Origin of the sequence: Pseudomonas sp. Sample_21, assembly GCF_004307525.1 — a bacterium.
In the GTDB taxonomy this organism is placed as follows: Bacteria; Pseudomonadota; Gammaproteobacteria; order Pseudomonadales; family Pseudomonadaceae; genus Aquipseudomonas; species Aquipseudomonas atacamensis.
On sequence record NZ_RCNZ01000076.1, the window covers coordinates 23,222 to 39,396 of the forward strand.

Consider the following 16,175-nt stretch of genomic DNA (forward strand, 5'->3'; position numbering starts at 1 on the left):
GTTTTAACTGACACGACGATGGCATGGCTGATGGCAGTCACGCTGATGATGACCGGAGCGACAAGCATGGCGAGCAGCCTCAGACTCGAAGAACCCTCGGCATTCGCCGGGCGCTGGCAGGCCACTTTGACCGGTCACAGCGACACACCCGAAACGCGGTCGCTGCAAGACAAGCCCTCGAACACTTGCCTGGTCGAGCTTGCGCCGAACCAGACTTTGGGCGAGGGCACTGAATGTCTGGCCGCGTGGTTGGGCGAAGCGCCAATCGGCTGGTTTCCAGAGCCCGATGGCATTTCCATCACCGGCAAGGAAGGTTCGAGGATCGCCTTCTTCAGCCGCCAGCGTGATGGCATTTATACAAAGGCCTTGAGCGCCGAACTGGTTATTACGTTAGAGCGCGCAGCGCAGTAGGCAATGGTTGTCGAGTGAAGGAAAGTTGATATAAGCCAGTGGTCGTGCGTTATAAGCGCGACATCGGGTCAAGTTGTTATGAAATTGTAAGCGCTACTTGCAAGTTATCTTTGGCAGGCAGGCGGAATATCAATGGAATGCTCGTCCGGTAATGACGAGGCATGAATTCAGGAAGAATCAATGAAGATGGCGAAGTCTCCTGCCACCGCTCCGTTAATCAAGGCATTGGGCGACTATAAAAGCATTCTGATCAGCGTCGGTTGTTTCACCGCGCTGATCAACGTGCTGATGCTGGTGCCGTCGATCTACATGCTGCAAGTTTACGACCGGGTGCTGTCGTCACAGAACGAAACCACCCTGGCAATGCTGTCGTTGATGGTGGTCGGTTTCTTCGCCTTTATCGGCCTGCTGGAAGTGATCCGCAGCTTTATCGTCATCCGCATCGGCAGCCAGCTGGAGCGTCGTTTCAATCTGCGCGTCTATCAGGCCGCGTTCGAGCGCAACCTGTTCAAGGGCGAAGGCAACGCCGGGCAGTCGCTGGGCGACCTGACCCACATTCGCCAGTTCGTCACCGGCCCGGCGCTGTTCGCCTTCTTCGATGCGCCGTGGTTCCCGGTTTATCTGTTTGTCATTTACCTGTTCAACGTCTGGCTCGGCGTGTTGGCCACGGCGGGCGCGTTGCTGCTGATCGCGCTGGCGTGCCTCAACGAATACATGACCAAAGAGCCCCTCGGCGAGGCCGCCGGTTTTTCCCAGCAGTCCAGCCAGTTGGCCACCAGCCACTTGCACAACGCCGAAACCATTCAGGCGATGGGCATGCTCGGCTCGCTGCGCAAGCGCTGGTTCGGGGTGCATTCGCGCTTTCTCGGCTTGCAGAACCAGGCCAGCGACACCGGCGCGGTGATCAGTTCACTGAGCAAGACATTGCGCCTGTGCCTGCAATCGTTGGTGCTGGGCCTGGGCGCGTTGCTGGTGATCAAGGGCGACATGACGGCGGGGATGATGATCGCCGGTTCGATCCTGATGGGCCGCGTGCTGAGCCCGATTGATCAACTGATCGCCGTTTGGAAGCAGTGGAGCGGGGCGAAGCTGGCTTACCGCCGTCTCGATGCGCTGTTGCAGGCGTTTCCGCCCAGCGACGAGGCGATGGCACTGCCGGCACCGAAAGGCCAGATCACCTTCGAACAAGTCAGCGCCGGCCCGCCCGGGCAGCGTGCAGCCACTTTGCACATGGTCAATTTCAATCTGAGTGCTGGTGAAGTGCTGGGCGTGCTCGGCGCTTCCGGTTCCGGCAAATCGACGCTGGCTCGAGTGCTGGTCGGCGTGTGGCCGGTGCTCGGCGGCACCGTGCGCCTCGACGGCGCTGATATTCATCGCTGGAACCGCGATCAGCTCGGGCCTTACATCGGTTATCTGCCGCAAGACATCGAGCTGTTCAGCGGTTCCATCGCCGAGAACATTGCGCGATTCAGCGAAGCCGATCCGCAAAAAGTCGTAGCTGCCGCGCAACAGGCCGGCGTTCACGAAATGATCCTGCGCTTGCCGCAAGGCTACGACACGCAACTGGGCGAGGACGGCAGCGGCTTGTCCGGTGGCCAGAAGCAACGCGTGGCCCTGGCCCGTGCGCTGTACGGCACGCCGAGTCTGGTGGTGCTCGATGAACCCAATTCCAACCTCGACACCGTCGGCGAAGCGGCATTGGCCAGCGCCATTGCGCAACTCAAGGCGCAAGGCACGACGGTGATTCTGGTGACGCACCGTTCTTCGGTGCTGGCTCAGGCTGACAAATTGCTCGTGCTCAACGATGGCCGCTTGCAGGCGTTCGGCCCGAGTCAGGATGTGCTCAAGGCACTTTCCGGCCAGCACGAACAGCAACGCGAAAAAGCCGCACAAGCACCGGGCGGGCTCAGCATGAGCCGGCAGTATCAGCCCACGACAAGGAATTCGGGTGTATGAGCAGCGCCAGCATGAACACTGAAAACGAAGCGAACATGGAACACGCCTACCTCACCGAGCGCCCGGAACGCGATGCGAAATTCTTCGCGCGCCTGGGCTGGATTCTGGCCATCGTCGGCGCTGGCAGCTTCTTCACTTGGGCCGCACTGGCGCCGCTGGATCAGGGCATTCCAGTGCAGGGCACCGTGGTGGTGTCGGGCAAACGCAAGGCTGTGCAGTCGATGAGCAGCGGCGTGGTCAGCCGGATTCTGGTGCGCGAAGGCCAGATCGTGAAGCAGGGCCAGCCACTGCTCCGCCTCGATCAGACGCAAGTGGCTGCCGACGTGCAATCGCTGCAGGCGCAGTACCGCATGGCCTGGGCCAGCCTCGCGCGCTGGCAGGCCGAGCGCGACAACCTCAAACAAGTGACCTTTCCGCCTGAATTGAGCAACGACCCGGACCCGCGCCTGGCGCTGGTGCTGGAAGGCCAGCGGCAACTGTTCAGCAGCCGCCGCGAAGCGTTCTCCCGGGAGCAAGCGGCACTGCGCGCCAACATCGAAGGCGCCACCGCACAACTGGCCGGTATGCGCCGCGCGCGCAGCGACCTCAATGCCCAGGCCAGCTCACTGCAGCAACAGTTGAGCAATCTGCAACCGCTGGCCGACAACGGCTATATCCCGCGCAACCGCTTGATGGACTACCAGCGGCAACTGTCGCAAGTGCAGCAACAACTGGCAGAAAACACCGGCGAAAGCGGCCGCGTGGAGCAGGGCATCCTTGAATCGCGCCTGAAGTTGCAGCAGCACGGCGAGGAGTACCAGAAGGAAGTGCGCACGCAACTGGCCGATGCGCAGCTGAAAAGCGTGACGCTGTCCGAGCAGCTGACCTCCGCCGGTTTCGACCTGCAACACAGCGAGATCCTCGCCACCGCCGATGGCGTGGCAGTCAACCTCGGTGTGCACACCGAAGGCGCCGTGGTGCGTCAGGGCGAAACCCTGCTGGAGATCGTTCCCCAAGGCACCACCCTGGAAGTGGAAGGGCACTTGCCGATCAACCTGATCGACAAGGTCGGCACGCATTTGCCGGTGGACATTCTGTTTACCGCGTTCAACCAGAGCAAAACCCCGCGCGTGCCCGGCGAAGTCAGCCTGATCTCCGCCGACCAGATGGTCGATGAGAAAACCGGCGTGCCGTATTACGTGTTGCGCAGCAGCGTCAGTGATCAGGCGATGGAAAAGCTCAACGGTCTGGTGATCAAGCCCGGCATGCCGGCGGAAATGTTCGTGCGCACCGGTGAGCGTTCACTCCTCAACTACCTGTTCAAACCGCTGCTTGATCGCGCCGGTTCTGCGTTGACCGAGGAATAAGGATGTTCGGCTGTATGAAAAAGCTTTGCATGCTGGGGGCCGCAATGACGCTGCTCGCGAGTCACTCGGCAGTCGCGGCCATGGGGCCATTCGAGATTTACGAACAGGCATTGCGCAATGATCCGGTGTTCCTGGGGGCGATCAAGGAGCGCGATGCCGGCCTGGAAAACCGCGTGATTGGCCGCGCCGGGCTGCTGCCTCGGATCGGTTACACCTACAACAAGGGCCGCAACTCGTCCAAGGCGACGTCTCTGGATGATCGTGCGCGCAATCGAACTGATGAGCGCAACTACAACAGTTACGGCTCGGCGCTCACGGTGCAGCAACCGCTGCTCGATTACGAGGCTTATGCGGCGTATCGCAAAGGTGTGGCGCAGTCGTTGTTCGCCGACGAAGCCTTTCGCGGCAAGAGTCAGGAACTGTTGGTGCGAGTGCTGGATAACTACACCAAAGCCTTGTTCGCCCAGGACCAGATCGACATCGCCCAGGCGAAGAAGAAGGCCTACGAACAGCAGTTCCAGCAGAACGAACACATGTTCAAGCAGGGCGAGGGCACGCGCACCGATATTCTCGAAGCCGAGTCGCGCTATGAACTGGCGACTGCCGAGGAGATCGAAGCGCGCAACGAGCAGGATGCCGCTTTGCGCGAGCTGGGCGCGCTGGTGGGCGTGCCGGCGGTGGATATCGGCGATCTGGCGCCGCTTGGTCAGCAATTCCAGACCTTCACCCTGCAACCGGCCAACTTCGACACCTGGCATGAACTGGCGATAAGCAACAACCCGAACCTCGCTTCGCAGCGTCAGGCCGTGGAAGTGGCGCGCTACGAAGTCGAGCGCAACCGCGCCGGGCATCTGCCGAAAGTAAGCGCCTACGCCTCGATGCGCGACAACGAGTCCGAAAGCGGCAACACCTATAACCAGCGCTACGAAACCAACACCATCGGCCTGGAAGTCAGCGTGCCGCTGTACGCCGGCGGCGGGGTATCGGCCTCCACACGGCAGGCCAGCCGCACCATGGAACAGGCCGAATACGAACTGGATGGCAAAACCCGCGAAACCTTGATCGAACTGCGCCGCCAGTTCAGCGCCTGCCTGTCCGGGGTGAGCAAATTGCGCGCTTATCAGAAGGCCCTGAAGTCGGCCGAGGCGCTGGTGGTCTCGACCCGACAAAGCATTCTGGGCGGCGAACGCACCAATCTCGATGCGTTGAATGCCGAGCAGCAACTGTTCACCACCCGCCGCGACCTGGCCCAGGCACGCTACGACTACCTGATGGCCTGGACCAAATTGCATTACTACGCCGGGACGCTGAATGAGCAGGATCTGGCGCGGGTGGACGAAGCATTTGTGATCGCGCAACAGCCCTCACCCTGACCCTCTCCCAGAGGGAGAGGGGACTGACCGAGTGGCCTGCGATAGCTGCATTGACCTGAACCATCGAGCCGGACGCAGGCTTTGACATCAACAAAAATCGGCTCCCTCTCCCACAGGGAGAGGGGACTGACCGAGTGGCCTGCGATAGCTGCATCGACCTGAACGACCGAGCCGGACGCAGGTTTTGACATCAACACAAATCGGCTCCCTCTCCTCGGGGAGAGGGCTGGGGTGAGGGGAACAGGCGACACCGCAATTCAGCCCTGAACAAAACAACAAAAACGAGAGTGATGACCATGGACGTACGCATAAAGCCGATTTCGCTCGGCACGCTGTTGCTGGTGACTTCGGCAACGCAGGCCCAATACCTGGAATCAGGCCAGCCCGGCGATCCATCCAGTTGGCGCAGCGCCGAGTTCTTGCGTGACTGGGGTCTGCAACGCATGCAGGCCGATCAGGCCTACGCAGCCGGCATCACCGGCAAGGGCGTGAAGATCGGCGCGCTCGATTCCGGTTTCGATGCCGCCCACCCGGAATTCTCCGCCGACCGTTATCACCCGGTAACGGCCAGCGGCAGCTACGTCGATGGCTCAGCGTTCAACGTCGACGGCACGCTCAACCCGAACAATGATTCCCATGGCACCCACGTCGTCGGGACCATGGGCGCAACCCGTGACGGCAGCGGCATGCACGGCGTGGCGTACAACGCGCAGATCTACGTCGGCAACACCAACAAGAACGACAGTTTCCTCTTCGGTCCAAGCCCTGATCCGCGTTATTTCAAAGCGGTCTACGACAGCCTTGCCGACGCCGGCGTGCGGGCGATCAATAACAGTTGGGGCAGTCAGCCGCCGGATGTCAGCTATCGCACCCTGGCGGATCTGCACGCCGCCTACGCGCAGCACTGGAACAAGGGCACCTGGCTCGACGCCGCTGCCGACGTTTCGCGGCGCGGTGTGATCAATGTGTTCAGCGCCGGCAACAGCGGTTACCCGAACGCCAGCGTACGCTCGGCGCTGCCGTACTTTCAGCCGGATCTGGAAGGTCACTGGCTGGCGGTGTCCGGGCTCGATCAGAGCAATCAGCAGAAGTACAACCAGTGCGGCATCGCCAAATACTGGTGCATCACCACGCCGGGGGCGAAGATCAACAGCACCATTCCCGGCGGCGGTTATGCGATCAAGTCCGGTACCTCGATGGCGGCACCGCATGCGACTGGCGCCTTGGCGCTGGTGATGGAGCGTTATCCGTACATGACCAACCAGCAGGCGCTCGAGGTGCTGCTGAGCACCGCTACGCAACTCGATGGCTCGGTCACAGACGCACCGAACGAGCGGGTCGGCTGGGGCGTCGCCAACCTCAACCGGGCAATGCGCGGGCCGGGGCAATTGCTCGGTGCGTTCGACGCGAATCTGGGGGCAGGGCAGCGCGATGTCTGGAGCAATGACATCTCCGACAAGGCGCTGCTCCAGCGTCAAAACGAAGACCTCGCCGAGCACAGCGACTGGCAGCAAACCCTGCAGGACAAAGGCTGGCAGAACGGTGTGCCGGCCAGCGCCAGTCAGCAGGAGCAGACCGATTACGCCGTCGGCATGTTGCGTGATGCGGCAGCGGCGAACCGGGTGTACGAGGGCAGCCTGATCAAGTCCGGCGCCGGGCAATTGCTGCTCAGCGGCGCAAACACCTATCGCGGTCCGACTACCGTCAACGGCGGTCTGCTGACGGTCAACGGTTCGCTGACCTCAGCGGTCACCGTCAACGACAGCGGCACCCTCGGCGGCTCGGGTAGCATCGGTGCGTTGACCGCCAACAGCGGCGGCCGGGTCGCACCGGGCAACTCCATCGGCACCTTGAACGTCGGCGGTGATGTGACACTCGCCCCGGGCTCGACATACGCCGTTGAGCTATCGCCTACCAGCAGCGACCGCATCGTTGCCGGCGGCACGGCAACCGTCAGCGGCGCCAGCGTCAGCCTGGCGCTGGAAAACAGCCCGACCTTGCTCAGCAGCGCCGAAGCGCAAAGCCTGCTCGGCCGCCAGTACAACATCCTGCAAGCGGCAGGCGGCGTGCAGGGACAGTTCGCTGCGGTGGTGCCGAACTACCTGTTCATCGGCGGCGCCCTCGACTACGCCGCAAGCGGCATTCAGCTGAATATCCAGCGCAACGCCACAAGTTTCGCCAGCGTCGGGCAAACGCCGAACCAGCGTTCGGTGGCGGCGGCAGTCGAAGGGCTGGGCGCTGGCAATTCGGTTTACGAAAGTGTGCTTCGTGCACCGACTCAAGCCTCGGCGCAGCAAGCCTTCCAGCAACTGAGCGGCGAGATTTATCCAGCGCTGGGGACAATGCTGATCAACGACAGCCGCCAGTTGCGTGATGCGCTCGGCGAGCGGCTGCACGATGAATCGGCGACCCGCAGCAACGGCTGGATCAAAGCCCTCGGCGCCTGGGGCAGCACCGATTCGGGCCACGACACGGCCGGCTACAACACCTCGATCGGCGGCCTGCTGGCCGGTGTCGACGGCGCGCTTGATGAGCAGACCCGCATCGGTCTGGTCACCGGCTACAGCGACAGCTCCTTGAGCATGGGCTCGGGCACGCATTCCTCGGCGAAAGTCGACAGCTATCACCTCGGTGCTTACGCCGGGCACGATCTCGGCGCCTGGCGCTTGAGCAGCGGCGCGGCCTACAGCTGGCATCGCGGAGATGTGAAGCGCGATCTGCAATACGACGAGGTCAGCGCCAAGCAGAAAGCCAAAGTCGACGCGACCACCACCCAAGTCTTCGCCGAGGCGGCGTATCGCTTGCAATTGCAAGCGTTGGCGCTGGAACCGTTCGCCAACCTGACCTACCTGCATCTCGACACCGAAGGCTTTACCGAAAAGGGCGATGCCGCTGCGCTGAAAAGCTCTGGCGATCAGCGCGATGCGGTGTCGAGCACCTTGGGCGTGCGCGCGAGCAAAACGTTCAACCTTTCCAGCCAGCAAGCGCTGGACGTCAGCGCTCGGCTCGGCTGGCAGCACAGCCTCAGCGATATCGAATCAGAGCAGCATTTGCGTTTTGCCAGCGGCGGCACGCCGTACTCAGTGGAGAGTTCGGCGCTGGTACGTGATGCCGCACTGGTCGGCGTGCAGGCCAGTCTGGCCTTGAGCAAGGACGTGCGGGTCAACCTCGATTACAACGGCCAACTGGCCAGCCGCGAGAAGCTGCATGGCGTAGGGCTGAGTCTGAACTGGCAGTTCTGATTGCATGTGTTTGAGCCCCTGTGGCGAGGGGATTTATCCCCGACTGCGCAGCAGTCGCAAAACCTGTGTTGATCGTTCCCACGCGCAGCAAAGGAATGCAGCCCGGGACGCTCTGCGTCCCATTGGAACGCGGAGCGTCCCTAGAGGCATTCCCACGCAGAGCGTGGGAACGATCAAGGCAACGCCAGCCGCGAGAAGCTGCATGGCGTTGGCCTGAGCCTGAACTGGCAGTTCTGATTGCATGGGTTTGAGCCACTGTGGCGAGGGGATTTATCCCCGCTCGACTGCGCAGCAGTCGCAAAACCTGTGTTTACGTAGGTTGGAAAAATTCCTGGGGGTCGCTTCGCAACCCAACGGGGATGAATCCCCTCGCCACAGGTGCGGTTTGTCATTGCCTACAGCGGACAAAGGTGCCTCTCGCCACAGCTATTGAAACAACCGGATTTTTCGCAACATCACTAAGGAAGGTCGTGGATGGATAACAACAATACCCCCGCGCAATCGGGTGGCCGCTTTGCCCTGAAAACCCTGACAGTCGCCATGCTCTGTGCCAGTGCGATGGCACAGGCAGCGCCTTACGTTGAGAACGGCCGCAGCGGCGATCCGTCGAGCTGGCGCAGTAATGAATTCAAGGCCGACTGGGGCCTGGGCGCGATCGGCGCGGATTACGCCTACGCCGCCGGCTACACCGGCAAAGGCGTGAAACTGGGCATCTTCGATCAGCCGGTCTACGCCGCGCATCCGGAGTTCTCTGGCAGTAACAAAGTCGTCACCCTGGTCACCAGCGGTATCCGCGAATACACCGACCCGTATATTCCGGTGAAAGCCGGCGACGCGTTCCGCTATGACGGTTCGCCCTCGGTCGGCTCCGACGGCAAGCTCGGCGCCCACGGCACCCACGTCGGCGGTATCGCGGCGGGCAGTCGCGACGGCGGGGTGATGCACGGCGTCGCGTTCGGGGCGCAGATCATCAGCGCCGACAACGGCGACCCGGGGCCTGAAGACGGCATCGTGCGTGGCAACGACGGCGCGGTGTACAAGGCCGGTTGGGATGCGCTGATCGCCAGCGGAGCGCGGATCATCAATAACAGCTGGGGCATCGGCATCACCGACCGCTTCGACCTCGGCGGCCGCGATCCGGCGTATCCGCACTTCACCGTCAACGACGCGCAGTTGCAGTTCAACGAAATCCGCACGCTGCTTGGCACCAAACCCGGCGGCGCCTACGACGGCGCGATTGCCGCCGCACGCAGCGGCATCGTCACCATTTTCGCCGCCGGCAACGACTACAACCTGAACAACCCGGATGCCATTGCCGGCCTCGGCTACTTCGTTCCGGACATCGCGCCGAACTGGATCACCGTCGCCGCGTTGCAGCAGAACCCGGACACCGCCAGCGCCAATCCGTATGTGATCAGCACGTTCTCCTCGCGTTGCGGCTACACCGCCAGTTACTGCGTCTCGGCGCCGGGCACCAAGATCTACAGCTCGATCATTGAAGGTACCAACGCCGACAACTTGACCACCGGCTACAAAAACTACAACGGCACTTCGATGGCCGCGCCGCACGTGGCCGGTTCTATCGCGGTGCTGATGGAGCGCTTCCCGTATATGTCCGGCGATCAGGTCGCCAGCGTGTTGCGCACCACTGCGACCGACCTCGGCGCACCGGGCATCGACGCCTTGTACGGCTGGGGCATGATCAACCTGCGCAAGGCCATCGATGGCCCGGCAATGTTCGTCACCGAGCAGGACATTCCCGAGGAGTTCCGCGTTCAGGGCGCGTACGGTTCCGGCCAGTTCGTTGCTGACTTGCCGGGCATCGGCGCAATCATCGATCAGGGCAAACCCACCGAACGCGTATGCAGCGATATCACTTGCGGCCTCGACACCTGGCGCAACGACATCGGCGGCCACGGCGGTCTGACCAAGCAAGGCATCGGCACCCTGGTGCTGACCGGCAACAGCACTTACAGCGGCCCGACCCTGGTCAACCAGGGCCGTCTGGCCATCAACGGCTCGCTGCAATCGGCGGTCACCGTCAACAACGGCGGCATCCTCGGCGGCAATGGCCGCGTTGGCGCACTGGCTGTGAGCAGCGGCGGTACGGTGGCACCGGGCAATTCCATCGGCACCCTGAATGTGGCAGGTGACGTGACTTTCGCGCCGGGTTCGACCTACGCCGTAGAGCTGTCGCCGACCAGCAGCGACCAGATCGTCGCGGGCGGCAAAGCCGTCATCGACGGCGCCACGGTGAGCCTGTCACTGGAAAACAGTCCGACCTTGCTCAGCACCGGCGAAGTGCAAAGCCTGCTCGGCACCCGCTACAACATTCTGCAAGCGGCGGGTGGCATTGAAGGGCGTTTCGGTCAGGTCTTGCCGAATTACGCCTTCCTTGGCGGCACTCTGGATTACTCGGCGGGCGGCATTCAGCTGGCGGTGGGGCGCAATGAGGCATCGTTCGCCAGCGTCGGTCTGACGCCGAACCAGCGCGCCGTCGGTGCGGCGGCCGAGCGTTTAGGTGCGGGCAATGCGCTGTTCGAAACCCTGTTGCTGTCGCCCAACGCGGCGTCAGCGCAGCAGGCCTTTCAACAGCTGTCCGGCGAGATTCACCCGGCCATCGGCACGCTGCTGATCAACGACAGCCGCTACCTGCGCGAAGCCGTCGGCGAACGCCTGCGTGAGCGTGATCTGTTCAACGCCGATGCGCCGACTGATGAGCGCAGCAACGTCTGGGTCAAGGTGCTGGGGTCGTGGGGTGAAAGCGATGGCGGACACGACAATGCCGATTCCAACAGTTCCATCGGCGGGCTGCTGGCTGGCGTCGACGGTCTGATTGCTGAAGATACCCGTCTCGGTTTCGTCACTGGTTACAGCGACAGCTCGTTGAGCATGGGCAGCGGCACGCATTCGTCGGCCTCGGTCGACAGCTACCACTTGGGTGCGTATCTGGGCCATGAAATCGACGCGTTGCGCCTGACGGTCGGCGGCGCCTACAGCTGGCATCGCATTGATGTGAAGCGTGATCTGCAGTTCGGCGACGTCAGCGGCAAACAGAAAACCAAACGTGACGCGACCACCGCGCAAGTGTTCACCGAGGCCGCTTACGATCTGGGCCTGCAACCGATGAACCTGGAGCCGTTCGCCAATCTGTCCTACGTGCACCTCAACACTGACAGCTTCACCGAGAAGGGTGACGCTGCGGCGCTGAAGGGTGGTGAAGACAACCGCGACGTGGTGCTGTCGACCCTCGGCGTGCGCGCCAAGCGCAGTTTTGCCGTGTCGGACAAGCATCAGCTGGAACTGGGCGCCAGCCTCGGCTGGCAGCACAACCTGAGCAGCGTCGATGCCGACAGCCATCTGGCCTTCGCCAACGGCAATAGCGCGTTCACCGTGCAGAGCGTGTCGATGGATCGTGACGCTGCCGTGGTCGGCGTGCGTGCCGGGCTGGCGCTCAATCGCGACGTGCGGGTCAACCTCGACTACAACGGCCTGATCGGCTCGAACGAGAAAGATCACGGCGTCGGTCTGACCCTCGACTGGCAGTTCTGAGGCGTAACCGGCAGCACTTCTCGGGCTGCCGGTTTTTCAAGGAAAAGGAGCGCTGCACATGGGATTGTTCGATTACAAAAATGCCGACGGCAAAGGGCTTTACAGCGATGCCATCGCACTGACGCTGTATGCCTACACGCCCACCGGCAAACCATTGCCTGCCACCGCGTGGGCACCGGTCACGGCGACGGCGTTGGGCTATCAGGGCAAGGTCGGCGCGCAAGGCACGTTCTTCGGTGAACAGGACGGTTTCACCAGCGCCGAGGCCGAAGTGCTCGGCAAGTACGACGCTGCGGGACAACTGATCGGCCTCGGCATTACCTTTCGCGGCACCGGCGGGCTGGGTTACAGCGACACTTTCGGCGATCTGAAAAACAATCTGCTGGCAGCGGTCGGGCCATCGGATTACGCCAACAACTATGCGAAAAACGCCTTCGACAATCTGCTCAAGGCCGTCGCCGCTTTCGCGATCGCCAACGGTGTCGCTGCCAAGGATGTGCTGATCAGCGGCCACAGCCTCGGCGGGCTTGGGGTTAATAGCGTTGCTGAATTGAGCGCGGACAACTGGGGTGGCTTTTACAAGGATGCCAGTTACATCGCCTTCGCCTCGCCGACCCAGAGTTCCGGCAGCCAGGTGCTCAATATCGGTTTCGAAAACGATCCGGTGTTCCGTGTGCTAGATGGCACCACGTTCAGCACGGCGTCGATGGGCAAGCACGACAAGCCCCACGAATCGACCACCGACAACCTCGTCAACTTCACCGATAACTACGCTTCTACGGCGCAAAACCTGGTGCCGTTCAGCATCGCCAACCCGCTGAACTGGTCGGCGCACAGTTCCCTGGGCTACGCCGATGGCTTGAATCGGGTGATCGATTCGGCGTTCTACAACCTGACCGAGCGAGACTCGACGATCATCGTCGCCAATCTCGAAGAGGCATCGCGGAGCAAGACCTGGGTCGAGGACCTGGGCCGCAGCGGCGAGCCGCACAGCGGCAGCACCTTCATCATCGGCACGCAGAGCAGCGACTGGCTCAAGGGCGGGGCGGGTAATGATTTTCTTGAAGGGCTGGGCGGCGGCGACCGTTTTCGTGATGACGGCGGCTACAACGTCATTTTCGGCGGGCAGGGCCATAACACCTTCGAACTGCAGAAACCGTTGCAGAACTTCAGCTTCGCCAACGACGGCGACGGCACGCTGTACGTGCGCGACGCCTACGGCGGCATCAGCCTGACCCGCGACATCGGCGCGCTGGTCAGCAAAGAGGCCGGTTCGTGGTGGGGCAGCAAGGAAATCACCTGGGGCGTCACCGCCAAGGGTTTGAGCAATGGCAGCGAACTGACCCAGTACAACCATTCGCTCAGCGGGGATGGTTACGGCAATGCCTTGCATGCCACGGCCGAAGGCGACTGGCTGTTTGGCCTTGGTGGCGATGATCAACTGATCAGTGACAAGGCGCAGGTGACTTTCGTCGGTGGCGCCGGTAACGATGTGATGACGGCGGTGGGTGGCGGCAACACCTTCCTGTTCAGCGGCGCGTTCGGTTTTGATGCGATCAATGGTTATCAGGGCAGCGACAAACTGCTGTTCATGGGCGTCGAGGGCGCAGGGCAGGGTTATGACTACAAACAGCATGCCGCGCAGTCTGGTTCCGACACCGTGCTGAAGATTGGCGATTTTGCCGTGACGCTGATTGGCGTCGGCGTGGCTAACCTGACGGACTCGAGTTTCGTCTTTGCCTGATTCCGAAGTTGCAGGAGATCTCATCGTGGGAGCGAGCCTGCTCGCGAAAGCGCTGGTTCAGGCGATTGTGGTGTTGAATGTGCTACCGCCTTCGCGAGCAAGCTCGCTCCCACAGGTATGGCGTACACATGATCGTTCCCACGCTCTGCGTGGGAATGCAGCCGGGGACGCTCTGCGTCCCACAAGATCGCAGCCTTCGGCAGTTCCTACAGAGGCTGTGCACGATGTAATGAATGCTCCGGAGCCCCGCGCTCTGGCTGTGAGCTATCTCTGACAATTCCAACAACAAGAGAGGCAATGGCAATGGGTGTATACGACTACAAGAACTTCGGCACAGCCGATTCCGCGGCGCTGTTCAGCGATGCCATGGCGATCACGCTGTATTCCTATCACAACCTCGATAATGGCTTCGCCGCCGGTTACCAGCACAACGGCTTCGGCCTCGGCCTGCCGGCGACGCTGGTTACCGCGCTGATTGGCGGCACCGATTCGCAAGGGGTGATCCCCGGTATCCCGTGGAATCCCGATTCGGAAAAACTCGCCCTTGAGGCCGTGCAAAAGGCCGGCTGGACGCCGATCAGCGCCGCGCAATTGGGCTACGACGGCAAGACCGATGCACGCGGGACGTTCTTCGGCGAGAAGGCCGGCTACACCAGCGCACAAGTGGAAATCCTCGGCAAATACGACGCTCAGGGTCACCTCACTGAACTGGGTATCGCCTTTCGCGGCACCAGCGGCCCGCGCGAAATCCTCATCGGTGATTCGATTGGCGACGTGATCAACGATCTGCTCGCGGCGTTCGGCCCGGCCGATTACGCAAAAAACTACGTCGGCGAAGCTTTCGGCAATCTGCTCAACGATGTCGTCGCATTTGCCCGGGCCAACGGCCTCAGCGGCCAAGACGTGCTGGTCAGCGGCCACAGCCTGGGCGGTCTGGCGGTGAACAGCATGGCTGACTTGAGCGCTGGCAAGTGGGGCGGTTTCTTCGCCGACTCCAACTACATCGCCTACGCCTCGCCGACGCAAAGCAGCGGCGACAAGGTGCTGAATATCGGCTACGAAAACGACCCGGTGTTTCGCGCCCTCGACGGCTCGACTTTCAGCAGCGCTTCAGTGGGCGTGCACGACGCGCCGCATGCCTCGACCACCGACAACATCGTCAGCTTCAACGACCACTACGCCTCGAACGCCTGGAACGTGCTGCCGTATTCGATCCTGAATATCCCGACGTGGATTTCGCACCTGCCCACTGGCTACGGCGACGGCATGACCCGCGTGCTGGAATCGAAGTTCTACGACCTGACCAGCCGCGACTCGACGATCATCGTCGCCAACCTGTCGGACCCGGCGCGGGCCAACACTTGGGTGCAGGACCTCAACCGCAACGCCGAAACCCACAAGGGCAGCACCTTCATCATCGGCAGTGACGGCAACGACCTGATCCAGGGCGGCAGCGGCAATGACTATCTGGAGGGGCGCGCCGGCAATGACAGCTTCCGCGACAACGGCGGCTACAACGTCATTCTGGGCGGGCAGGGCAGCAACACCCTCGACTTGCAGCAGACGGTGAAGAACTTTGATTTCGCCAACGACGGCGCTGGCAATCTGTACATCCGCGATGCCGACGGCGGGATCAGCATCACCCGTGACATTGGCAGCATCGTCAGCACAGAGCCGGGGTTTCTCTGGGGCATGTTCAAGGACGACGTGCTGCACAGCGTCACGGACATGGGGCTGAAAGTCGGCAGTAACCTCACCGCTTATGAATCGAGCGTAAAAGGCACGGCCAGTGCTGACATGCTCAAGGCGCATACCGGCGGTGACTGGCTGTTTGGCCTGGAGGGCAATGATCATTTGCTCGGCGGTGCGGGCAATGACGTGTTTGTCGGTGGTGCTGGCAATGACCTGATGGAATCGGGCGGCGGGGCGGATACGTTTCTGTTCCACGGTACGTTTGGCCAGGACCGTGTGGTTGGCTATACGGCTAATGACAAACTGGTGTTTCTTGGCGTGCAGGGGGTGTTGCCGGGGGATGATTTGCGCGCCCATGCCTCGGCGGTCGGACAGGATACCTTGCTGACGTTCGGTGGGGATTCGGTGACGTTGGTGGGCGTGGCGCTGGGAAGTTTGAGCGCCGACGGGGTTGTTATCGCCTGACGTTGATGCGGGGCCTGTGCCGGCCCCTTCGCGAGCGGGCTCGCTCCCACAGGGGATTTGTGAACGACGTAGATCCAGTGTGGGAGCGAGCCTGCTCGCGAAAAACGATCATTCAAGCAAAGTCAGTCTTCCTTGCGCACGGTCGCGACTTCATCCGCGCGAACCTTGACCTTGGCGCCGGAAATGTCTTCGAACTCATAGAAACCGTCCTCGGTCTCGGTCTTCGGCATGTCCTCGGTCAGGTACTGGGTGCCGTTCTGCAGCGTCACCACGGTCTGGGTCGAACAGCCGCCCAGCGCCAACAGGGCGGCGACCGCTACAGGAATGCCCAGCATCTTGATTTTCATTCCCACCTCTGACTCCTTGCTTGAATGTGATTGCGGGCATTGTCGGC

9 protein-coding genes are annotated in these 16,175 nt (G+C 61.9%); 8 read left to right on the forward strand and 1 reads right to left on the reverse strand.

Annotation, left to right across the window (positions count from 1 at the left end):
- Positions 1–30: 30 nt before the first annotated feature.
- The 8 genes from D8U71_RS13445 to D8U71_RS13485 all read left to right on the forward strand — a co-directional run bounded on the left by D8U71_RS13445 (position 31) and on the right by D8U71_RS13485 (position 15,781).
- The gene (locus tag D8U71_RS13445; protein ID WP_241664222.1) at positions 31–411 is read left to right on the forward strand and encodes an AprI/Inh family metalloprotease inhibitor; all 381 of its coding nucleotides are present in this window, start codon (positions 31–33) and stop codon (positions 409–411) included.
- A gap of 180 nt (positions 412–591) precedes the next feature.
- Entirely contained in the window at positions 592–2,367 is a 1,776-nt protein-coding gene (locus D8U71_RS13450; protein WP_130887943.1) for a type I secretion system permease/ATPase, read from the forward strand.
- Positions 2,364–3,713 (forward strand): HlyD family type I secretion periplasmic adaptor subunit, encoded by a 1,350-nt coding sequence (locus D8U71_RS13455; protein WP_130887944.1) that lies wholly within the window; start codon positions 2,364–2,366, stop codon positions 3,711–3,713. Before D8U71_RS13450 ends, D8U71_RS13455 begins: the two co-directional genes overlap by 4 nt.
- 2 nt (positions 3,714–3,715) lie before the next feature.
- Complete coding sequence (locus D8U71_RS13460; protein ID WP_130887945.1) at positions 3,716–5,086, forward strand: TolC family outer membrane protein; 1,371 nt, start codon at positions 3,716–3,718, stop codon at positions 5,084–5,086.
- Positions 5,087–5,382: 296 nt separating this feature from the next.
- A complete protein-coding gene (locus D8U71_RS13465) occupies positions 5,383–8,328 on the forward strand; it encodes an autotransporter serine protease (protein ID WP_130887946.1) in 2,946 nt (981 codons plus the stop codon).
- Between the two features lie 474 nt (positions 8,329–8,802).
- On the forward strand, positions 8,803–11,880 hold the full coding sequence (locus D8U71_RS13470) for an autotransporter serine protease (protein ID WP_130887947.1): 3,078 nt from the start codon (positions 8,803–8,805) through the stop codon (positions 11,878–11,880).
- Positions 11,881–11,938: 58 nt separating this feature from the next.
- The gene (locus D8U71_RS13475; RefSeq protein ID WP_130887948.1) at positions 11,939–13,624 is read left to right on the forward strand and encodes a polyurethanase; all 1,686 of its coding nucleotides are present in this window, start codon (positions 11,939–11,941) and stop codon (positions 13,622–13,624) included.
- Between the two features lie 303 nt (positions 13,625–13,927).
- Positions 13,928–15,781 (forward strand): polyurethanase, encoded by a 1,854-nt coding sequence (locus D8U71_RS13485; RefSeq protein ID WP_130887961.1) that lies wholly within the window; start codon positions 13,928–13,930, stop codon positions 15,779–15,781.
- 122 nt (positions 15,782–15,903) lie between these two features.
- Here the strand turns inward: D8U71_RS13485 and D8U71_RS13490 are convergent, their stop codons facing one another.
- Positions 15,904–16,128, reverse strand: coding sequence for a YgdI/YgdR family lipoprotein (locus D8U71_RS13490; RefSeq protein ID WP_016774830.1), 225 nt, complete (start codon positions 16,126–16,128; stop codon positions 15,904–15,906).
- Between the last annotated feature and the right edge of the window lie 47 nt (positions 16,129–16,175).